The following is a 21,167-nucleotide window of genomic DNA, read 5'->3' as shown; positions in this document are numbered from 1 at the left end:
AGTATGTGAATAGTCGTCGTGGCTGCCCGCCGCGATCCCGGCCGGCCGGCGCCCGCAATGGGCGTCGCAGCGCGGCGGCGGCGACGGCGCGCGCAGCAGGGCCGATTTTCGCCGGGGGCCCGGCGCGCAACCATGACAGGGCTGGCGCATAAACGTTGCGTAAAATGCAACGGACAGGCTTTTCCAGGGAAAATTTTGCATGATCTCGATTCATGCAAGGGTAAACCCTAGATTGTATCTGTGGATCTGCCGCCGCACTCCCCGCCACGGAGCCCCGCCATGGACGAAAAACTCGACGCCCGCCGCACCCACTATTTCATGCAGGTCATGAGCCGCGGCTCGGTGCGCGGCGCCGCCGAAGTGCTGGACATGGACCCGTCCGCCGTCAGCCGCGCCATAGCCGCCCTGGAACGCGACTGCGGCATCGCCCTGTTCGAGCGCCGCGGACGGGGCGTAGTGCCGACCGACGCGGGCCACATCCTGGCGCGCTACATCAAGCGCCAGCAGGACATCCAGGAGAGCTTCTTCTCCGAGATCGACAGCTTGCGCAAGGCCGAACGGGGACACATAGACCTGGTGCTGGGCGAGGGCTTCGTGGAGCTGATGTTCGAGCGCGTGCTGCCGGGCTACTGGCGCAGCCACCCGGAGGTCACGCTGGACATCGACGTCGCGCGCACGTCCGAGATCGTGCAGCGCATCGTCGATGACCGCGCCTACATAGGGCTGGTGTTCCAGCCGCCCAACGACGCGCGCCTGCGCACCCATTATTCGCGGCCCGAACCCATCCGCGCCATCGTGCGCGAGGAGCACCCGCTGACGCTGCTGCGCCGTCCCCTGCTGCTGACCGACCTGGCCGAGTATCCCGGCGCGTCCATGCAGGAGGGGTTCGGCGTGCGCCAGCACATCCAGGCCGCCGAAATCAGCGAACAGGTCAGGCTGCGCAACGTGCTCACCACTTCGTCCTTCAAGGCACTGTGGCAATTCGCCGCCGCCGGCATCGGCTATGCGCTGACGCCGCCCATCGCGGTCACGGCCGACCTGCGCGCCCAGCGCCTGGCCAGCCTGCCGCTGGCCAACCCCATCCTCAACCAGGGCAGCCTGCATGTGCTGAGCCGCGCCGGCCGCCACGTCTCGCCCGCCGCGCGCGAACTGCTGGACCACATCGTGCGCGGCATCGGCGCCCCGGCCGGTTCGGCGTCTGATACGGTCAGGTAAGGCGGATCTGCATCTGTTTCCCCGACGTCCGGCAGCCTACATTGGCGCTATCCGCCACGACGCCAGGAGAGACAACATGCTGAGTTTCTTGCGCACGGTCAAATCCGTGCTGTGGGGATTCTTCGGCGTGCGCCGCGGGCGCGGCTACGATGCCGACATCGCCAACAACAAGCCGGCGCCATTGATATTGACCGGGCTGCTGATGGCGGCTTGTCTGGTGGTCATTCTGGTCGTGGTGGCGAAGTGGGCGGTGAACGCGGCGTTGTAAATCGGCCGTTGAGTCGGCTGTCCCGCAAAAATGGCCGTCCCGCCGCCGGGCCGTCCCAAGGCGGGACAGCCCCCTCGGGGGGCAGCAAGCACGCGCCAGCGCGTGCAGCGTGGGGGCACACACCCGCCGTCCCGCCGCCGGGCCGCCCCAAGGCGGGACAGCCCCCTCGGGGGGCAGCAAGCGCGCGCAAGCGCGTGCAGCGTGGGGGCCCCATTATCTTATTACCAGAATGACTTAGACGGTCGCTACAGCTGCCTGTTACGGTTATGAACCCCTTTCTCCTGCCGCATTGCGCCGGGCGACCGCCGGGATCCAGACCGAGAAGACTTCAAGGGCAGTAGACATGTACGTGTATGACCCCGTCGACCAGCAGCTAGTCGAGCAACGCGTGGCGCAATTCTCCGACCAGACGCGCCGCTTCCTCGATGGCCAACTAACGGAAGATGAATTCCGCGTTTTGCGCCTGCAGAACGGCCTGTACATCCAGCGCCACGCGCCCATGCTGCGCGTCGCCATTCCCTACGGCATCCTGGCGTCGCGCCAATTGCGCACGCTGGCACACATCGCCCGCAAATGGGACCGCGGCTACGGCCATTTCAGCACCCGCCAGAACATCCAGTTCAACTGGCCCAAGCTGGAAGACGTGCCGGCCATCCTGGCCGAACTTGCCACGGTGCAGATGCATGCCATCCAGACCAGCGGCAACTGCATCCGCAACACCACCACCGACCACTTCGCCGGCGTCGCGCCGGACGAGCTGGTGGATCCGCTGGTTTGGTGCGAGATCATCCGCCAGTGGTCCACGCTGCACCCGGAGTTCGCCTTCCTGCCGCGCAAGTTCAAGATCGCGGTCAGCGGCGCCGTGCAGGACCGCGCGGCCGTGGGCGTGCACGACATCGGCCTGCAAGCCGTCGAACGCGACGGCAAGCTGGGCTTTCGCGTCTGGGTGGGCGGCGGGCTGGGCCGCACGCCCATCGTCGGCAAGCTGATCAATCCCTTCGTCGAATGGCAGGACCTGCTGACCTATCTGCAGGCCGCGCTGCGGGTCTACAACCTGCACGGCCGCCGCGACAACAAGTACAAGGCGCGCATCAAGATCCTGGTCAAGGACCTGACGCCGGAAGTCTATGCGCAGCAGGTGGATGAACAGTGGCAGCTCATCAAGGGCGGCCCCGACACCATCACCCAGGAATTCGTCGACAGCATCAAGGCCCGTTTCGTCTGGCCGCAATACGATGCCGCTGCCGCGCAGGACGTGGACAACACCGCCGCGCTGGCCGCCGCCGATCCGCGCTTTGCGCGCTGGCTGCGCACCAACGTGCACCCGCACAAGGTGGCCGGCTATGCCGCCGTCACCGTGTCGCTCAAGCCCACCGGCGTGCCCCCGGGCGACATCACCGCCGACCAGATGGACGCGGTAGCCGACCTGGCCGACGACTACGGCTTCGGCGAACTGCGCGTCTCGCATGAGCAGAACCTGATCCTGGCCGACGTGCGCCGCGCGCGCCTGCACGATCTCTGGACCACGTTGCAGGCGCTGAACCTGGCCACGCCCAACATCGGCCTGCTGACCAACATCATCGCCTGTCCGGGCGGGGATTTCTGCGCGCTGGCCAATGCCGTCTCCATCCCCGTGGCCGAAGCCATCCAGCGCCAGTTCGACAATCTCGACTATCTCTTCGAGATCGGCGAGCTGGACCTGAACATCTCGGGCTGCATCAACTCCTGCGGCCACCATCACGTGGGCCACATCGGCATCCTCGGGGTCGATAAGGCCGGCGAAGAGTGGTATCAGGTCACCATCGGCGGACGCCAGAACGGCGCCGCCAAGCCGTTGCCCGATATCGAATCCACGCGCGGCGGCGGCGCCGCCATCGGCCGCATCATCGGCCCGTCGTTCGCACGCGAGCAGGTCGCTGGCGTGGTGGACCGCCTGATCCGCACTTACCTGGGCCTGCGCGACAGCGAAGAGGAACGCTTCATCGACGTGGTGGACCGGGTCGGCATCGACCCCTTCAAGCAGGACGTCTACTCCGATCCCGCCTTCGCCAAACCCGCGCAGCAAGCCGAGGCCGCCCATGTCTGAAATCTATCCGCACGACGCCCCCGGCCCGCACCTGATCCGCAACGGCCGCCTGGAAGCCGACGCCTCGCGCGTCTTCACGCCTGAACCCGAGGTCCCCGCCGAAGGCCAGGTGCCTGGCGACGCGCCGGGCTGGATCGTACCGCTTTCCATCTGGAAGACCTCGCGCGCCACCTTGCGCCGCCACCAGCATCCGGTCGCGGTACTGCTTGACCCCGACGCCGACCTGCGCGACCTGGCAGAAGCCGACGGCACGCTGGACCCCGCCGGCATCGCCTTCATCGCCGTCGACTTCCCGGTCTACACCGATGGCCGAGGCTATTCGCTGGCGCAGCTGCTGCGCACGCGCTACCAATGGCAAGGCGAACTGCGCGCGGTCGGCGACGTGATGATCGATACCATCCACTACCAGGCGCGCGTCGGCTTCGACAGCTTCCTGGTCAAGCCCGGCCACGATCCGCACAAGGCCCTGGACGCGTTCAAGACCTTCACGGTGCATTACCAGAAGACCTACCGCGTGCCGACGCCGGCAGCCGCCTAAGCCGCGGGAAATCCCGGCAGCGCCCAGCGCTGCGTCCTGACCTCATCCTGCGCCAACTGGGCGCGGATCAGGTCGGCGATATTGCGCTGGCGCGCCGCCTGCATGCGGCCGATCAGGCTGGACACGCTGACGGCCAGACGCGGATATCCGCCCGCGTCGCACAAGGCCACGCCCACCCCCAACACGCCCGGCACCGCCGCGTTGCCCACCACCGACCAGCCGCGCCCGCGCGTGTTCTCCACCAGGCGCCGCATCTGCGCCACCGTCATGCCGCCGTAGGCGCGTAGCGCCTGCTCGTTCTGCGCAATCACCTCTTCCGACTCGTCCGGCGGCAGCGCGGCCAATAGCGCCAGCCCGGCCGCCCCCACGCCCAGCGGCTGGCGGTGACCCACCGTGACCGCCAGCACCTGCACGGGATAGTTGCCCACTTCACGGTGCAGGCAAAGCGAATCGTTGCCCGCGCGGCAGATGAGAAAAGCGGAATCGCCGCTGACGTCGCTGATCTGGCGCAGCACCGGCCGTAGGTCGCGCACAGCCTGCGCATGCGGATCGCCCGCCATCATCACGCCCAGCTCGGCCACGCGCCAGCGCGGCGCCTCGGACTCGCGCAAGGCGTAGCCCTCCTGCACCAGCACGTCGAGATAGCGATAGGCCGTGGTCCGCTGCATGCCCGCAGCGCGCGCGATGTCGACCACGTGCATGCCCGCCGCCCCCGCCTGCCGCAGCACGCCCAGCACGCGCAGCCCGCGGCGCAATACGCGCGGCCCCGAGCCTTCGGATTCTGGTTTGTTCATTTTTTGGACAGCTTGCGTTGATGAGGCCCCTATCAAAGCCCAATATGGATCCGGGCAGACGCAGAGCTGTCCAAATATTAGACAAACAGGACGGAGACAACAATGAAGATGCAAAGCAAGCGGTGGGCCGCCGCGGCGGCCGCCCTGGGTGCGCTGCTCGCGGCCCCGGCCCTGGCGGCCAAGCCCTATCCCGAGCGTCCCGTGACGCTGGTCGTCGGCTACGCGGCGGGCGGCGCCACCGACATCGTGGCGCGCCTGATGGCGAAGTCCCTCTCGGAAGAATTGGGCCAGACCATCGTGGTGGAGAACAAGACCGGCGCCAACAGCAACATAGGCGCGGAAATCGTCTCGCGCGCCGCGCCAGACGGCTACACGCTGTATGTGGGTTCCATCGCCAACACCATCAACCGCACGCTGTACAGCCAGCTCAACTATGACTTCGTGAAGGGCTTCGAGCCCGTGGGCCTGCTGGCGACCATTCCGAACATCCTGGTCGTCAACCCCAAGCTGCCGATCAAGACCGTGCAGGAATACGTGGCCTACGCGAAGAAGAATCCGGGCAAGCTGACCTGCGCCTCTTCCGGCAGCGGCTCGTCCATCCACCTGTCGTGCGAGCTGTTCAAGATGCAGACCGGCACCGACATCCTGCACGTGCCGTACCGCGGCAGCGGCCCGGCCGTGGCCGACTTGCTGGGCGGCCAGGTGGATTCCATGTTCGACAACCTGCCCTCGTCGCTGCCGCACGTGCAGGCCGGCAAGCTGCGCGCCATCGGCGTGACCTCGCCGCAGCGCCTGCCCTCCGCGCCCGACACGCCCACGCTGGCCGAATCCGGCCTGCCCGGCTTCGAGGTGGAATCCTGGTTCGGCGTGATGGCGCCGGCTGGCACCCCCAAACCCGTCGTCGAGCGCTGGAACCAGGCCATCAACAAGGCGCTGGCCAGCCCGGCGCTGCAGGCGTCCTACCAGCAATCCGGCTTCTACGCGCCGCAGCAGCCCAACACCCCCGAGACCTACGCCCAGAAGATCGCCAGCGAGATCGACAAATGGGGCAAGGTCGTCAAGAGCGCCAACCTCAAAGCCAACTAGGAACACCAGGATGTACCCGATAGATTTCTTCTTCCGCGCCGCCGAGCAGTATCCGGAGCGCATCGCGCTGGACGGTCCCGAAGGCCAGGTCACTTACTCGCAATTGGCCGCCGATACGCGGGCGCTGGCCGCGGCCTTGCAAGAACTGGATCCCGCGCCGCAGACGCGGGTGGCGATCTGCGCCGGCAACTCCGCGCGGCACATCCTGGCGCTGCTGGCCGTGCTGGCCAGCGGCAAGGTGTGGGTGCCGCTCAACTACCGCAGCACGGAACGCGAGATCGGGCGCATCCTGGACGCCACCGAGCCGTCCATCGTGATCGTGGACGGCGTGGGCGCGCCGCTGGCGCCTCCGGCCCAGGCGCCGCAAGGCCGCCGCCACATTCATCTGGACGACGCATCGGCGCCGCTGGCGCTGGATGAGCTGCTGGCCCGCTGCGCCGGACGCGAGCCGCAGCGCCACGCGCTACCGCGCGACGCCACCCAGGCCATCAAGTTCACAGGCGGCACCACCGGCCTGCCCAAGGGCGTGATGCAGCCCTACCACGCGTGGAACGCGGGCATCATCAACCAGATCATGAGCTGGGGCCTGACCCACGAAGACCGCTATGTGGTGGCCGCCCCCATCACGCACGGCACCGGCACATACCTCTTGCCGGTGCTGGCGCGCGGCGGCGCCCATCTGCTGTTGGATGGCGTCACGCCGGCCAGCATCACCGCCGCCTTCCGCGAGCGCGGCGGCACGCTGAGCTTCATGCCGCCTACCCTGATCTACATGATCATGGCGCAGCCCGGCGTCTCGCGCGCCGACTTCCCGCGGCTGCGCAACCTGATCTACGGCGGCGCGCCCATGCCCGTGGAAAAGATCGATCGGGCGCGCGAATTCTTCGGCCCTGTGCTGGGCACCACCTACGGCCAGACCGAGGCGCCGCAGATCATGACGGTGCTGCGCCCCGCCGACCTGGAAGCGCCGGAGAACCGCGCCTCGGTCGGACGCGTCACCTGGCTCAGCGACGTGGCTATCATGTCGCCCGACGGCGCGCTGCTGCCGCGCGGCGAGATCGGCGAGGTCGTGGTGCAGGGCGACCTGGTCATGTCGGGCTACTGGCGCCTGCCCGAAAAAACCGCCGAAACGGTGGTGGACGGCTGGCTGCATACCGGCGACACCGGCCTGATCGATGCGCGCGGCTATCTGTTCCTGAAGGACCGGCTGCGCGACGTGATCATCACCGGCGGCTTCAACATCTACCCGGTGGACGTGGAGAACGCGCTGTCCGCGCATCCCGCCGTCTACGAGTGCTCGGTGTTCGGACTGCCCGACGACAAGTGGGGCGAAGCGGTCCACGCCGCCGTGCAGTTCCATCCCGGCGCGCAGGCCAGCGCGGACGAGTTGAAGGCGCACGTGCGCGCCCTGCTCGGCCCCGTGGCCACGCCCAAGCAATTCCACATCCATGACAGCCTGCCGCGCTCCAGCGTGGGCAAGGTACTGAAAAACGCCGTGCGCGACGCGGCCCTGAAGGAGACCTCATGAAAACGCCCGAAACCCGCCTCTGCGCGCATCACCTTACCGGCATGTCCTACCGCGACGTGGATCTGGTCGAAGACCTGATCGGCAAGAAGACCTTCACCGAAGTCATGATCATGCAGATCCTGGGCCGCGAGGCGCGCCCAGTGGACCTGCGCATCGTCGACGCGGTGCTGGTCACGCTGATGGAGCATGGCCTGACGCCCAGCGCCATCGCCACCCGGCTGATCTACATGAGCGCGCCGGAAAACCTGCAGGGCGCGGTGGCGTCCGGCCTCATGGCGGTAGGCAGCCAGTTCGTCGGCACCATGGAAAACTGCTCGCGCCTGCTGGACCGCACCCGCCAGGCCGACGACGGCCGCGCAGAAGCCCTGGCGATCGCCCGCGAGTTCCGTGAATCGCGCAGCGCGTTACCCGGCTTCGGCCACCATCTGCACAAGCCCGACGACCCGCGCTCGATCAAGCTGCTGGCGCTGGCCGAGGCCGAACCGGAACTCAAGGGCGACTCGCTCAAGGCGCTGCGCCTGCTCTCGGCCGCGATCGACGAGACCTACGGCAAGCACATCACCATCAACGCCACCGGCGCGGTGGCCGCGCTGCTCAGCGAGATCGGCGTGCCGACCGAACTGATGCGCGGCTTCGCCGTCATTTCGCGCGCGGCCGGCCTGGTGTCGCACGTGGCCGAGGAACAGCAAAGTCCATCGGGACGCTACATCTGGGAAACCATAGACCAGGCCATTCCCTATGTGGGCAAAGGCAAGACGCATCAAGACGGAGAGCAGGCGTAACGGCGCAGCCGCATGGACGGGGGAATGGCCAGCGAGTACGCCTGACCGCTCCCCCGCAGCGCTCAACCCAGGTTCGGCGCCAGGGTACGCTTCAGGTCTTCGATGCTGCGGCCACTGCGGGCGGCGTAGTCCTGCAACTGGTCTTCGCCGATCACGCCCACGTTGAAGTACTGCGACTGCGGGTGGCTGAAGTAGAAGCCGGACACGCTGGAGGCCGGGTACATGGCATAGCTGTCGGTCAGCATCATGCCGATATCGGCGCCGTCCAGCACGCGGAACATGTCGGTCTTGATGACGTGTTCGGGGCAGGCCGGGTAGCCGGGCGCGGGGCGGATGCCCACGTACTTCTCGGCGATCATGTCGTCGTTGGACAGGGCTTCGTCGGGCGCATAGCCCCACAAATCCTGGCGCACGCGGGCATGCAGGCATTCGGCGAAGCCTTCGGCCAGGCGGTCGGCCAGCGACTTCAGCATGATGCTGGAGTAGTCGTCCAGGGCCTTTTCGAATTCCGCTTCCTTCTTTTCGATGCCCAGGCCCGCCGTGACGGCGAACATGCCGATGTAGTCCAGCTTGCCGCTGGACTTGGGCGCGATGAAATCGGACAGGCACTTGTTGCTGACGCCTTCGCGCTTGGCGCCCTGCTGGCGCAGATTGCGGTAGGTGAACAGCACTTCGCTGCGGGTCTCGTCCTTGTAGACCTCGATGTCTTCGTCGTTGATGCTGTTGGCCGGATAGAAGCCCACCACGCCGTTGGCGGTGAGCCAGCGGCCTTCGATGATGCGCTTCATCATGGCCAGGCCGTCGGCGTAGACCTTGCGCGCCTGCTCGCCCACGACCTTGTCGTCCAGGATGGCGGGGAACGGGCCGAACAGGCTCCAGGTCTGGAAGAACGGGCCCCAGTCCACGTACTTGGCGATTTCGGCCAGGTCGTAGCTCTTGAATGTGCGGCGGCCGATGAACTTCGGGCGCGGCGGCGTGTAGTTGTCCCAGTCGATCGCGGGACGCGAGGCGCGCGCTTCCGCCAGCGGCAGGATGGGCGTGGCCTTGCGGTTGGCGTGGCGGCGGCGCACCTCTTCGTATTCCTCGGCCAACTCCGCCAGATACGTTGCGGACTGGTCCGACATCAGGTTCGTCGCCACGCCCACGGAACGGCTGGCGTCCGGCACGTAGATCACCGGGCCTTCGTAGTTGGGCGCGATCTTGACGGCGGTGTGCACGCGACTGGTGGTGGCGCCGCCTATCATCAGCGGCAGCTTGCGGCTGCGGAAGTACTCGTCGCGCTGCATTTCGCTGGCCACGTAGGCCATTTCTTCCAGGCTGGGCGTGATCAGGCCGGACAGGCCGACGATGTCGGCGTTCTCTTCCTTGGCCTTTTCCAGGATCTGGGCGCAGGGCACCATCACGCCCATGTTCACGACTTCGAAGTTATTGCACTGCAGGACCACCGATACGATGTTTTTGCCGATGTCGTGCACGTCGCCCTTGACGGTGGCGATGACGATCTTGCCCTTGGCGCGCACGTCGCCGCCCGCGGCCGCGATCTGGCGCTTTTCTTCCTCGATGAAGGGAATCAGGTGGGCCACGGCCTGCTTCATGACGCGGGCCGACTTCACCACCTGCGGCAGGAACATCTTGCCTTCGCCGAACAGGTCGCCCACCACGTTCATGCCGTCCATCAGCGGGCCTTCGATCACTTCGATCGGACGGCCGCCGCGCGCGGCGATCTTCTGGCGCACTTCCTCGGTGTCCTCGACGATGAAGGCGGTGATGCCGTGCACCAGCGCATGCGACAGGCGCGCCTCGACCTCGGCATTACGCCAAGTCAGGTCCTCTTCCTTCTTGGCGCCAGAGCCCTTCACGCTGTCGGCGAACTGCACCAGGCGCTCGGTCGGGGTGCGCTCGTCGTCGGCTTCCGTCTTGCCCACGGGCTCGGCGCGGTCCAGCACCACGTCCTCGACCAGGTCGCGCAGCTTGGGATCCAGGTCGGCGTACACGCCCAGCTGGCCGGCGTTGACGATGCCCATCGTCATGCCTTCCTTGACGGCGTAATAGAGGAACACCGTGTGGATGGCCTCGCGCATGGGCTCATTGCCGCGGAACGAAAAGCTGACGTTGGACACGCCGCCCGAGATGCGGGCGTAGGGCAGGCTCTCGCGGATCCAGCGCGTGCCTTCGATGAAGTCCACGGCGTAGTGGTTGTGTTCGTCGATGCCGGTGGCGACCGCGAAGACGTTGGGATCGAAGATGATGTCTTCCGGCGGGAAGCCTTCTTCCTCGACCAGGATCTTGTAGGCGCGGCCGCAGATTTCCTTGCGGCGCTCCAGCGTGTCGGCCTGGCCCTGTTCGTCGAACGCCATCACCACCACGGCCGCGCCGTAGCGGCGGCACAGGCGCGCATGGTGGCGGAAGGGCTCCAGCCCTTCCTTCATGGAGATCGAGTTCACCACGGGCTTGCCCTGCACGCACTTCAGGCCTTCTTCGATGACTTCCCACTTGGAGCTGTCGATCATGATCGGCACGCGCGCGATGTCGGGCTCGGAGGCGATCAGGTTGAGGAAGCGCCGCATGCAGGCCACCGAATCCAGCATGGCCTCGTCCATGTTGATGTCGATGATCTGCGCGCCATTCTCGACCTGCTGGCGAGCCACGGCCAGCGCCTCGTCGTATTTCTCTTCGCGGATCAGGCGGGCGAACATCTTGCTGCCCGTCACGTTGGTGCGTTCACCGACGTTGACGTACAGCGTGTCTTCGTCGATGTTCAGCGGCTCCAGGCCCGACAGGCGGGTCTTGACCGGAATGTCCGGCACGGCGCGCGGAGTCAACGACATGACCTTGGCCGCGATCTCGCGGATGTGGTCCGGGGTGGTGCCGCAACAGCCGCCCGACATGTTGACCAGCCCGGCGCGGGCGAATTCCTCCAGCAGCGCCGAGGTATCGGCCGGGGTTTCGTCAAAGCCGGTCTCGGCCATGGGATTGGGCAGGCCGGCGTTCGGATAGACGCAGACGTAGGTGTCGCAGATGCGGGCCAGCTCGGCCACGTAGGGCCGCATCAGCGCCGCGCCCAGCGCGCAGTTCAGGCCGATGGTGATGGGGCGCGCGTGGCGCACCGAGTTCCAGAAGGCTTCCACGGTCTGGCCGGACAGGATGCGCCCGGACGCGTCGGTCACCGTGCCCGAGATCATCACGGGCAGGCGCACGCCGCGCGCCTCGAACACTTCCTCGGTGGCGAAGATGGCCGCCTTGGCGTTCAGGGTGTCGAAGATGGTTTCGATCAGGACGATGTCGATGCCGCCGTCCAGCAGGCCGTTGAGCTGCTCCACATAGGCGACGCGCAGTTCCTCGAAGGTGACGTTGCGCGCGCCCGGATCGTTCACGTCCGGCGAGATCGACGCGGTCTTGGGCTGCGGACCCAGCGCACCGGCCACGAAGCGCGGCCGCTCGGGCGTGCTGTAGGCGTCACAGGCCTCGCGCGCCAGGCGCGCGGACACCAGGTTCAGTTCGTAGGCCAGTTCCGGCAGTTCATAGTCGCCCTGCGCGATGGTGGTGGCGCCGAAGGTGTTGGTCTCGATGACGTCGGCGCCGGCTTCCAGGTACTGGCGATGGATCTCGGAGATCACGTCCGGACGCACCAGCGACAGCAGCTCGTTGTTGCCCTTGACGTCCTTGCCGTGGTCGGCGAAGCGCTCGCCGCGGAAATCCGCCTCGCCCAGCTTGTAGCGCTGGATCATGGTGCCCATGGCGCCATCCAGGATCAGGATGCGCTTGCCCAGCAGGCGGGCGAATTCGCTGCCGTGGGTATAGGCTTCGGGCGGGTAAGGCAGGCGGGGATACGACACGGGCAGGTCCGGATGGAGTTGGCGATGGCGGCGCTATGTGGCGAAAAAGCGAAAAACGCCGCAAAAACAAGCCCTGATCGTAACAAAATGGGCCTATCCGCGCCTCCCGGTGATACAGTTTCGGCCCCGAACCGGTGCTTTCGGCGCACTGGGCAGGCAAGAACGCAACACTTGCCAGCCGCGCGCGAAAGGTAAACGGGAAACAGGAAGAACCTCCCAGGACTGCCGCCCCACAAGGCGCCGGCAAACCCTGGCTCCAGCCTGTGCTGCCCCCGCAACGGTCCCCATGCGCGCAATGCGCCCATGGCAGCCCGATACCGGCCTGTTCGATCGCCAGGAAGTCCATGCAATGCCGCCAGGCCCTCACCGGCCCGCCGCGGCTTGGGCATCCTCCCCATCGTGAATGGCCTGCGGGGTCGCGGGTCGCATCGAGGTTACGTAGATGAAAACCCGCTCCATCCGGCGCTACGCCGGCGCCCTGCTCTGCTCCGCCCCGGCCGTCGCCGCCGCCCAGCAAGCCGCCCCCGACACTCCCCAGTTCGACGCCATCACGGTCACCGCCCAGCGCGTGCCGACCGACGGCCGCACGCTGCCGGTGTCGATCTCGATCATCACCGCCGAGGACATCGCCGCGTCCAGCGCCCGCACCATGCAGGACGTGCTGTCGACCCAGGCCGGCATCCATCTGATCAACACCAGCAGCTCCAGCGACAACTCCATCGTCGACCTGCGCGGCTTCGGCATCACCGGCGCCAGCAACACGCTGATCCTGATCGACGGCGTGAAGCAGAACACCAACGACCTGTCGGCCCCGAGCCTGGGCGTGGTGCCGCTGGATCAGGTCGAGCGCATTGAAATCGTGCGCGGCAGCGGTTCGGTGCAATATGGCGGCGGCACCACCGGCGGCGTGATCAACATCATCACGCGCCCTGATTTCGCCAAGGAACCGGTAAGCGCCCGCGCCACCGCCACCTTCGGCAGCTACGGCCTGCGCCAGTATGACGCCGCCGTGGCCATGAACAATGAAAAGGTCGGCATCGACGCCTACATGCAGTCGCTGCACAGCGACGGCTACCGCGATCACAGCGGCGAGCGGCGCGAGGGCGGCGGCGGCGGCATCACCTTCCGCCATGACGACGGCTCGATCCGCCTGTACGGCCGCACCACCACCCAGAAGCTGGAACTGCCCGGCCCGCGCACGATCAACCCCAAGACCGGCCTGAACGAATACCAGGACGATCCGCGCGGCTCGAAGAACGACGTCGATTACGTCAAGACCACCACCACCACCTTCGGCCTGCAGCTCGAGCAGGCCATCGGCGCCGGCACCTTGTACGCCGACCTGTCGACCCGCGAAAAGAAGCTCGACGGCCTGACCTACGACGGCTTCGGCGACATCCTGCGCGACCAGAAGCTGGAAGAGAACATCGCCAGCGTGCGCTACCGCCTGCCGATCAACGGCGGCCACAGCATCGTCTTCGGCGCCGACGGCCAGGAAGCCAAGACCACCGCCAACCAGAACGCCTACTACGACTTCCAGCCCTCGAAGTGGCAGTCGCGCCAGCACCAGTACGGCCTGTTCGCCGAAGGCCAGGTACGCGCCACCGATACCACCTACGTGACGGCCGGCGTGCGCCGCCAGTACGCCTCCGACGACCTCGACGTGATTTCCGGCTCGGGCACGGCGTCGGACCGCAGCAACCACCTGACCGCCTGGCAGCTGGGCGTGCGCCAGGACCTGCCCGCCGGCTTCGGCGTGTATGGCAAGGTCGGCCGCAGCTTCCGCCTGCCCAACGCCGATGAACTGCTGTCGGTGCAGACCCCGCTGGCGCCGCAGACCTCCACCGACAAGGAAATCGGCGTGACCTGGCAATCGGCCAGCAGCAGCGCCCGCCTGTCGTACTTCCGCTATGACCTGACCAACGAGATCCAGTACAACCCGCTGGCCGACGGCATCTGGGGCCCGGGCACGGGCGCCAACACCAACCTGGATCCGACCCGCCGCCAAGGCATCGAACTGGAAGGCCACACCGCCATTTCCAGCAGCGTGTCGCTGGACGCCAACCTGACCTGGATGGAAGCGCAATTCCGCTCCGGCACCTACGCCGGCGTGGACCTGGCTGGCAAGACCGTGCCGCTGGCGCCCAAGTGGCTGGCCAACGCCGGCGTGACCTGGCGTCCCACCGATGCGTTCCTGTGGAACGTGACGGCGCAATACGTGGGCAAGTCGCGCATGGACAACGACCAGGCCAACCAGTTCGCCAAGGAACTGGACGCCTACGTACTGTTCAACACCAAGGTGGCGTACAAGTTCACGCGCAACATCGAAGGCGCCATCGGCGTGAACAACATCTTCGACCGCCAGTACGCCACGTACGGCATCCGCGGCGGCAATGCTTCGTTCGAGATGCTGGGCCCGGTCGCCAACTACAGCCTGTACCCCGCGCCTGGCCGCAACTTCTACGCGTCGCTCACGCTGCGCTACTGATCGCGGCATTCCGATATAGTCGGCGTTCCCCGCTGGCTATATCGGTCTCCTGCATGACCCGCGCACGCACCCTCCCTCGCATCGCTCCGGGGCTGTTCCTGGCCCTGGGCGCGCTGCTGTCTGCGGGACCCGCCGCGGCAAGTTCCCTGGCAGGTCCGGCAACCCGTGCCGCGGCCGGCGCGGCCATCCAGGTCCGCGACGACCAGGGACGCCAGGTCTCGCTGGCCGCCCCCGCGCAACGCGCCGTCACCCTGGCCCCGCACGCCACCGAACTCGTCTTTGCCGCGGGCGCGGGCGACCGGCTCATCGCCACCATCCGCGGCAGCGACTATCCGCCCGCCGCTCGCCAGCTGCCCGTCATCGGCGACGGCACCCAGCCCGATCCCGAACGCGTGGCGGCCGTGCGCCCGGACCTGCTGATCGCCTGGCAGCCCGCCGCCGCCGCGCCGCTGGCGCGGGTGATGGAAAAGCTGGGCGTGCCGGTGTTCTACAGCGATCCGCAGACCCTGGCCGCCATCCCCGATGCAGTCGAACGCATGGGTGCCCTGTTCGGCACCGAAGCGCAGGCGCGGCCCGCGGCCCAGGCCCTGCGCGCGCGGCTGGACGCCCTGGCCGCCCGCTATGCCGGCCGCCGCCCCGTGCGCGTCTTCGTGCAGGCGGGGCTGGATCCCATCTACACCCTGAACGACAGCAGCATCGTCAGTGACGCCCTGCGCGTCTGCGGCGGCGTCAATGTCTTCGGCCAGGCCCCCGTGGTGGCGCCCCAGGTCACGCTGGAAAGCGTGCTGGCGGCGCGGCCCGAGGCCGTGCTGGCCGGCACGTCCCGACCCGAGGACGGCGCCCGCAACCTGGCCGCCTGGCAGGCGCTGGGGCTGCCCGCCGCGCGGCTGGGGCGCGTGTACGGCGTGGACGCCGACGCCCTGTACCGCCCGGGTCCGCGCCTGATCGACGCCGCCGAGGCGATCTGCGCCGATCTGGACCGCCTGCGCTGAACCGCGTCCGCGCCGCGATCTGCAAATAGTGGAACGCTACATTTCACCGGACGGGCCTGCCGCGCGGCGCCGTGCTTTATCATTCGTCCAACGAATCGCCAGTCCCCGCGGGTCTCGCATCGTGCGCACCCGCCCTTTGAACCTCCGCCATGACCACTCAAGACACCCTCACCATCGCCGGCCGCGCCTACTCGTCGCGCCTGCTCGTCGGCACCGGCAAGTACAAGGACTTCGAACAGACCCGCGCGGCGTTGGACGCCAGCGGCACCGAGATCGTCACCGTCGCCATCCGCCGCACCAATATCGGCCAGAACGCCGGTGAACCGAATCTGCTGGACTACGTCCCGCCGTCCAAATTCACGCTGCTGCCCAACACCGCCGGCTGCTACAGCGCCGACGAGGCCGTGCGCACGCTGCGCCTGGCGCGCGAACTGCTGGACGGCCACGACCTCGTGAAGCTGGAAGTGCTGGGCGACCCGCAGACCCTGTTCCCCAACATGCCGGAGACGCTCAAGGCCACCAAGACCCTGGTGGACGAAGGCTTCAAGGTCATGGTGTATTGCACCGACGATCCCATCCAGTGCCGCATGCTGGAAGACCTGGGCGCGGTCGCCGTGATGCCGCTGGCCTCGCTGATCGGCTCGGGCATGGGCATCCTGAATCCCTGGAACCTGCGCCTGATCATCGAACAGGCCCGCGTGCCCATCGTGGTGGACGCCGGCGTGGGTACCGCGTCGGACGCCGCCATCGCCATGGAACTGGGCTGCGACGCCGTCCTGATGAACACCGCCATCGCCGGCGCGCGCGATCCCATCCTGATGGCCAGCGCCATGAAGAAAGGCGTGGAAGCCGGCCGCGAGGCCTTCCTGGCCGGCCGCATGCCCAAGAAGCTGTACAGCGGCGCTCCCAGCTCGCCCAACGAAGGCCTGATCACGGCAGGCGCCCCCAAATGAACGGTCGCCAGCAGGCCGCGAGCGGCCGCCCCATCCCCAACGCGTTGACCATCGCCGGCGTCGACCCGTCCGGCGGCGCCGGCATCCTGGCCGACGTGAAGGCCATGAGCGCGCTGGGCGCCTACGGCTGCGCGGTGATCGCCGCGCTGACGGCGCAGAACACCCAGGGCGTCACCGGCATCTCTGCGGTGCCGCCCGCTTTCGTCGGCCAGCAGATCGACACGCTGTTCGCGGACGTGCGCATCGACGCGGTCAAGATCGGCATGCTGGGCCAGCAGCCGGTGATCCAGGTGGTGGCCGAGAAGCTCGCCAAGTGGACCCCCGCCCACGTGGTGCTGGACCCGGTCATGGTGGCCAAGAGCGGCGACCTGCTCCTGGAGCGCGATGCCGTGGGCGCCATGCGCGAAGCCCTGCTGCCGCAGTCCACCCTGCTGACGCCCAACCTGCCCGAAGCCGGCGTGCTGCTGGAAGAGCGCCCGGTCGAGACGGTCAAGGAAATGCGGCGCGTGGCCGAACGCCTGCGCAACAAGCTGGCCCATTCGGGCGAGCGCTGGGTGCTGGTCAAGGGCGGCCACCTGCCCGGCAACGAGACCATCGACCTGCTGCACGACGGCGACCGCATGATCGAGCTGCCCGGCCACCGCATCGAAACCGCCAATACCCACGGCACCGGCTGCACGCTGTCGGCGGCGCTGGCCGCCCTGCTGCCGCAAACCGGGGACGTGCCCGAGGCGGCGCGTCGCGCCAAGGCCTACCTCACGGAGGCCATCCGCCACGCCGAGCGCCTGTCGGTGGGGTCGGGCCACGGCCCGGTGCACCACTTCCACGCCTGGTGGTAGATCCGGGCGTCTGAAACATCTGTCGGCGGGGCCGGGCGTCACAGTACGCTACGAATCGGTACAATGGTCTGTTGATTCCTCTGTTTTTTCTGACCGTCATGAACGCTTCGACCCTGCCCGACGTAGAACAAGCCCGCTTCAACATGGTGGAACAGCAGATCCGCCCGTGGGACGTTCTGGACGCCAACGTGCTGCAAGCGCTGTTCGATGTGCGCCGCGAACAATTCGTTCCGCCGGCCCTGCGCGCGCTGGCGTTTTCCGACCTGGAACTGCCGCTTGAGATCAACGCGGTCAACACCCGCCAGAACATGCTGGCGCCCAAGGTGGAAGCCCGCCTGGCGCAAGAGCTGCAGCTGACCAAGTCCGACTGCGTGCTGGAGATCGGCACCGGCTCCGGCTACCAGGCCGCGCTGCTGGGCTACTTGGCGCAGCAGGTCACCTCGGTCGAAATCGACAGCCGCCTGGTGACGTTCGCGCAGCAGAACCTGCAGATGAACAACGTCACCAACGTCAAGGTCGAAACCGGCGACGCCCGCAACGGCTGGGGCTCCACCGAATACGACGCCATCCTCGTCACGGGTTCCGTGCCGACCGTCCCTGACGCGCTGAAGTACCAGCTGCGCGTGGGTGGCCGCCTGGTCGTGATCGTGGGCCAGGCGCCCGTCATGACGGCCTGTCGCATCACCCGCACCACCGCGGCCAGCTTCGAAACGGTGAACCTGTTCGAAACCGTCATCAAGCCGCTGCGCGGCGTCACGGTCTCCCAGTTCAAGTTCTGATCCCCAACCCTGCCGCCCGGCGCCTGCCTCCTTGACGGGGCCGCCGCGCCCCGGGCGGCCCGGCGTATCGTTGACCACCATGCGTTTCCGATTGCTAACGGCTTTACTGGTTTTTACCTGCGCCGCAAGCGTCGGCCCGACGCTTGCCCGCGCGCAGAACCTGATCCAGATCTGGCAATCGGCGCTGGGCAATGACCCGATCTACGCCGCAGCGCGCGCCAACTATCGCGCCGGCCTGGAAAAAGAACCCCAGGCCCGTTCGCTGCTCCTGCCCTTGATTTCCGCCGAAGCCGGCGGCGCCTACCAGGAAACCCGCAGCACTCGCGGCATGGGCATCGCCTATAGCGGCGGCCGCGGCGTCTGGGATTTGTCCCTGACCCAGCCGCTGTTCGACTGGGGCCGCTGGCAGAACTTCGAACAGTCCAAGCTGATCGTCGCCGACGTCGAAGTGCAGCTGCAACAGGCTTACCAGGACTTGCTGCTGCGCGTGGCCGACGCCTATTTCAACGTGCTCTACGCCCAGGACACGCTGACCGCCACCGAGGCCGAGAAGGCCGCCGTGGCCGGGCAGCTGGAATCCGCCAAGCGCAACTTCGAACTCGGCAACGCCACCATCACCGACACCTACGAAGCGCAGGCGCGCTACGACCTGGTGGTGGCGCAGGAACTGCGCCTGCAGAACGACCTGGAAGTCCGCCGCGACGAACTGGCCAAGATCATCGGCACGCCGCCCGGCGCCTTGTCCGAACTGCCCTATGGCGTGCAACTGCCCGCGCCGCAGCCCGCCCGCGTGGCCGACTGGAGCAACCAGGCCGAGTCCTCCAGCCTGGACGTGCTGCGCGCGCAGCTCCTGACGCGCATCGCCGGCCGCGAGATCCAGATCGCCAAAAGCGGCCACTATCCCACCCTGAACCTGCGCGCCAGCAGCGGCAGCGCCAGCGACGCCGTGATGCGCAATGCCGCGCCCGGCAAGCCCATCGACAGCACCATCGGCGTGGTGCTGTCGATCCCGCTGTACTCGGGCGGCGGGGTGTCGTCGCAAGTGACCGAAAAGGTCCAGCTGGAACAGAAGGCGCGCCATGACTATGAGGCAGCGCGCCGCCAGGCCGTGCAGGCCGCGCGCCAATACTACACCGGCGTCACCAGCGGCCTGGCCCGCATCCAGGCGCTGGAGGCAGGCGAAAAATCCAGCCGCGCCGCGGTCGAGGCCAACCGCACCGGCTACGAGGTCGGCGTGCGCATCAACCTGGACGTGCTCAACGCCCAGCAGCAGCTCTATGCCACCCAGCGCGACCTGGCGCTGGCGCGCTACAGCACGGTGCTCGCCAGCCTGCGCCTGAAGGCCACCAGCGGCATCCTGGCCGAAGCGGACCTGGAAGCAATCAACCGCCTGCTGCGGGAACCGCGCTGAGCCGCTACGGGGCCCGGTTTACTTGTTCTGGATTTTCTTCACGAGCGCCGTGGTCGAGCGCTCGAACTCGAATGGAATCGCCACCGCGCGGCCGCCCCAGCTCTTGACCAGGGCGGTCTCGGGCAGCTTTTCCATGTCGTAGTCGCCGCCCTTGACGATCAGGTCCGGCTTGAGCTGGCCGATCAGGGCTTCGGGCGTGTCTTCATGGAAGGACGTGACCACGGTCACGAAGCCCAGCGCCGCCAGCAAGGCGGCGCGGTCTTCCATGCGATTCAGCGGACGCTCGGCGCCCTTGCCCAGGCGCCGCACCGACTCGTCGGTGTTCACCGCCACCACCAGGGTCGCGCCCAGTTGGGCGGCCTGGTCGAGGTAGGTCGCGTGGCCCCGGTGCAGGATGTCGAAGACGCCGTTGGTGAACACCAGCGGCCGCGGATAGCGGCCGTCGGCGACGGCAGCGACGCATTCGTCGCGGGACAGGACCTTGGATTCGAAACGGGCGGCAGGCATGCGGCGATTGTATCGCCCCGGCTCAGGCGCCGCCCAGGATGATCTGCTTTTCCTTGGGCACGATCAGGGCCGTCATTTCCTTGCGGTAGCGGTTCAGGTCCTTCACCGTTTCGAAGCTGCGGTCCATCAGCTTGGACAGGATGTGCAGGATACGGGTGGCGACCTTCTGCTCCCACACGCCGTCAAAGCGGATCTGCGTGTCCAGCCAGTGCTCCAGCCAGCCGGGTTCCGGCAGGCGCGACTGCACCGTGTCGTTGGGGAACAGGTCCTTGTTCACGTGCAGGTTGGTCGGATGCAGGGCCTGCTGCGTGCGGCCGGCCGACGCCATCAGCACGCCGATCTTGGAGAACGCCAGGCGCGCCTGCTCGCTCGTGTCCTGGCCGCGGTCGTGCAGCGCGCGGCGCATGTACTGCAGGTAGGCGCCGGCGTGGCGGGCCTCGTCCTGGGCCACGGTCTTGTAGATGGCCTTGATGACCGGTTCCGTGTGCCATTCGGCGGCGCGGCGGTACCAGTGGTTCAAACGGACTTCGCCGCAGAAATGCAGCATCAGGGTTTCGAGTTCGGGCGCGGCGTCGAACTCGAAGCGCACGTTGTGCAGCTCTTCCTCGGTGGGCACCAGATCCGGACGGAAGCGGCGCAGGTATTCGATCAGCACCAGCGAATGCTTCTGCTCTTCAAAGAACCACACCGACATGAACGCGCAGAAATCGCTGTCGCCGCGGTTGTCGCGCAGGAACATTTCGGTGGCCGGCAAGGCGGCCCATTCCGTGATGGCGTTCATCTTGATCGTGTGTGCCTGCTCGTCCGAGAGCTTGCTGCGATCGAAGTCGCCCCAGGGAATGTCATGCGCCATGTTCCAGCGCACGGCTTCCATGGTCTTGAAGAGTTCAGGATAAAGCATGGTCTGCCCTTGTATTCGTCCCGCTAGTGGGGCTATAGATATAGAGATTAAGAATGGCGCGCGCGCTGCCGGCGAGGGCGCTGCATTCATCCACCGCAGCGCTATTTTTCGCCGTGTACCGCGAAGCTATGATGACCGTTTCATGAATGAAACATGACAGATAC

At 67.2% G+C, this 21,167-nt stretch carries 17 protein-coding genes; 13 read left to right on the top strand and 4 right to left on the bottom strand.

Features of this window, described 5'->3' with window-relative positions; translation table 11 throughout:
• The first annotated feature begins 279 nt into the window (after positions 1-279).
• The 4 genes from IB268_RS02800 to IB268_RS02785 all read left to right on the top strand — a co-directional run bounded on the left by IB268_RS02800 (position 280) and on the right by IB268_RS02785 (position 4,107).
• Positions 280-1,215: a LysR family transcriptional regulator gene (locus IB268_RS02800; protein ID WP_192353776.1), complete on the top strand. Its 936-nt coding sequence runs from the start codon at positions 280-282 to the stop codon at positions 1,213-1,215.
• Between the two features lie 76 nt (positions 1,216-1,291).
• Positions 1,292-1,483, top strand: a complete 192-nt coding sequence (locus tag IB268_RS02795) for a DUF2970 domain-containing protein (protein WP_059377509.1) — start codon at positions 1,292-1,294, stop codon at positions 1,481-1,483.
• 343 nt (positions 1,484-1,826) lie between these two features.
• Positions 1,827-3,569, top strand: coding sequence for a nitrite/sulfite reductase (locus tag IB268_RS02790; protein ID WP_175159681.1), 1,743 nt, complete (start codon positions 1,827-1,829; stop codon positions 3,567-3,569).
• A complete protein-coding gene (locus tag IB268_RS02785) occupies positions 3,562-4,107 on the top strand; it encodes a DUF934 domain-containing protein (RefSeq protein WP_192353775.1) in 546 nt (181 codons plus the stop codon). The genes IB268_RS02790 and IB268_RS02785 overlap by 8 nt, the downstream gene beginning before the upstream one ends.
• Here the strand turns inward: IB268_RS02785 and IB268_RS02780 are convergent.
• On the bottom strand, positions 4,104-4,901 hold the full coding sequence (locus tag IB268_RS02780) for an IclR family transcriptional regulator (protein WP_054454964.1): 798 nt from the start codon (positions 4,899-4,901) through the stop codon (positions 4,104-4,106). The genes IB268_RS02785 and IB268_RS02780 overlap by 4 nt on opposite strands.
• Positions 4,902-5,003: 102 nt before the next feature.
• Between IB268_RS02780 and IB268_RS02775 the strand changes: the two genes are divergently transcribed.
• The 3 genes from IB268_RS02775 to IB268_RS02765 are packed head-to-tail and all read left to right on the top strand — an operon-like array spanning position 5,004 to position 8,297.
• Positions 5,004-5,987: a tripartite tricarboxylate transporter substrate binding protein gene (locus IB268_RS02775; protein ID WP_192353774.1), complete on the top strand. Its 984-nt coding sequence runs from the start codon at positions 5,004-5,006 to the stop codon at positions 5,985-5,987.
• Between the two features lie 10 nt (positions 5,988-5,997).
• Positions 5,998-7,515, top strand: coding sequence for a class I adenylate-forming enzyme family protein (locus IB268_RS02770; RefSeq protein WP_192352985.1), 1,518 nt, complete (start codon positions 5,998-6,000; stop codon positions 7,513-7,515).
• The gene (locus tag IB268_RS02765; protein WP_192353773.1) at positions 7,512-8,297 is read left to right on the top strand and encodes a citryl-CoA lyase; all 786 of its coding nucleotides are present in this window, start codon (positions 7,512-7,514) and stop codon (positions 8,295-8,297) included. The genes IB268_RS02770 and IB268_RS02765 overlap by 4 nt, the downstream gene beginning before the upstream one ends.
• Positions 8,298-8,359: 62 nt before the next feature.
• On the opposite strand, the gene metH is transcribed toward IB268_RS02765, so the two are convergent.
• The gene (metH, locus tag IB268_RS02760) at positions 8,360-12,133 is read right to left on the bottom strand and encodes a methionine synthase (protein WP_192353772.1); all 3,774 of its coding nucleotides are present in this window, start codon (positions 12,131-12,133) and stop codon (positions 8,360-8,362) included.
• Between the two features lie 442 nt (positions 12,134-12,575).
• On the opposite strand from metH, the gene IB268_RS02755 reads away from it, so the two are divergent.
• The 6 genes from IB268_RS02755 (at position 12,576) to IB268_RS02730 (ending at position 19,595) form a co-directional block, all read left to right on the top strand.
• Entirely contained in the window at positions 12,576-14,621 is a 2,046-nt protein-coding gene (locus IB268_RS02755; protein ID WP_054454975.1) for a TonB-dependent receptor, read from the top strand.
• 53 nt (positions 14,622-14,674) lie between these two features.
• On the top strand, positions 14,675-15,613 hold the full coding sequence (locus IB268_RS02750) for a cobalamin-binding protein (protein WP_192353771.1): 939 nt from the start codon (positions 14,675-14,677) through the stop codon (positions 15,611-15,613).
• A gap of 149 nt (positions 15,614-15,762) precedes the next feature.
• Complete coding sequence (locus tag IB268_RS02745) at positions 15,763-16,566, top strand: thiazole synthase (protein WP_054454980.1); 804 nt, start codon at positions 15,763-15,765, stop codon at positions 16,564-16,566.
• Positions 16,563-17,405 (top strand): bifunctional hydroxymethylpyrimidine kinase/phosphomethylpyrimidine kinase, encoded by an 843-nt coding sequence (gene thiD / locus IB268_RS02740; RefSeq protein ID WP_054454982.1) that lies wholly within the window; start codon positions 16,563-16,565, stop codon positions 17,403-17,405. Before IB268_RS02745 ends, thiD begins: the two co-directional genes overlap by 4 nt.
• Positions 17,406-17,503: 98 nt before the next feature.
• Positions 17,504-18,184 carry a protein-L-isoaspartate O-methyltransferase gene (locus IB268_RS02735; RefSeq protein ID WP_054454984.1) on the top strand — a complete coding sequence of 227 codons (681 nt, stop codon included), beginning with the start codon at positions 17,504-17,506 and terminating at the stop codon, positions 18,182-18,184.
• 79 nt (positions 18,185-18,263) lie between these two features.
• A complete protein-coding gene (locus tag IB268_RS02730; RefSeq protein ID WP_175180440.1) occupies positions 18,264-19,595 on the top strand; it encodes a TolC family outer membrane protein in 1,332 nt (443 codons plus the stop codon).
• 18 nt (positions 19,596-19,613) lie between these two features.
• On the opposite strand, the gene rfaE2 is transcribed toward IB268_RS02730, so the two are convergent.
• Positions 19,614-20,102 (bottom strand): D-glycero-beta-D-manno-heptose 1-phosphate adenylyltransferase, encoded by a 489-nt coding sequence (gene rfaE2, locus IB268_RS02725; RefSeq protein ID WP_054454986.1) that lies wholly within the window; start codon positions 20,100-20,102, stop codon positions 19,614-19,616.
• Between the two features lie 22 nt (positions 20,103-20,124).
• The gene (locus IB268_RS02720; protein ID WP_054454988.1) at positions 20,125-21,003 is read right to left on the bottom strand and encodes a ferritin; all 879 of its coding nucleotides are present in this window, start codon (positions 21,001-21,003) and stop codon (positions 20,125-20,127) included.
• Between the last annotated feature and the right edge of the window lie 164 nt (positions 21,004-21,167).

The organism is Achromobacter sp. ACM01, assembly GCF_014851745.1.
GTDB lineage: Bacteria > Pseudomonadota > Gammaproteobacteria > Burkholderiales > Burkholderiaceae_B > Achromobacter > Achromobacter aegrifaciens.
Note: the sequence above shows the minus strand (reverse complement) of the source record. Positions and strands in the feature narration are given on the sequence as shown.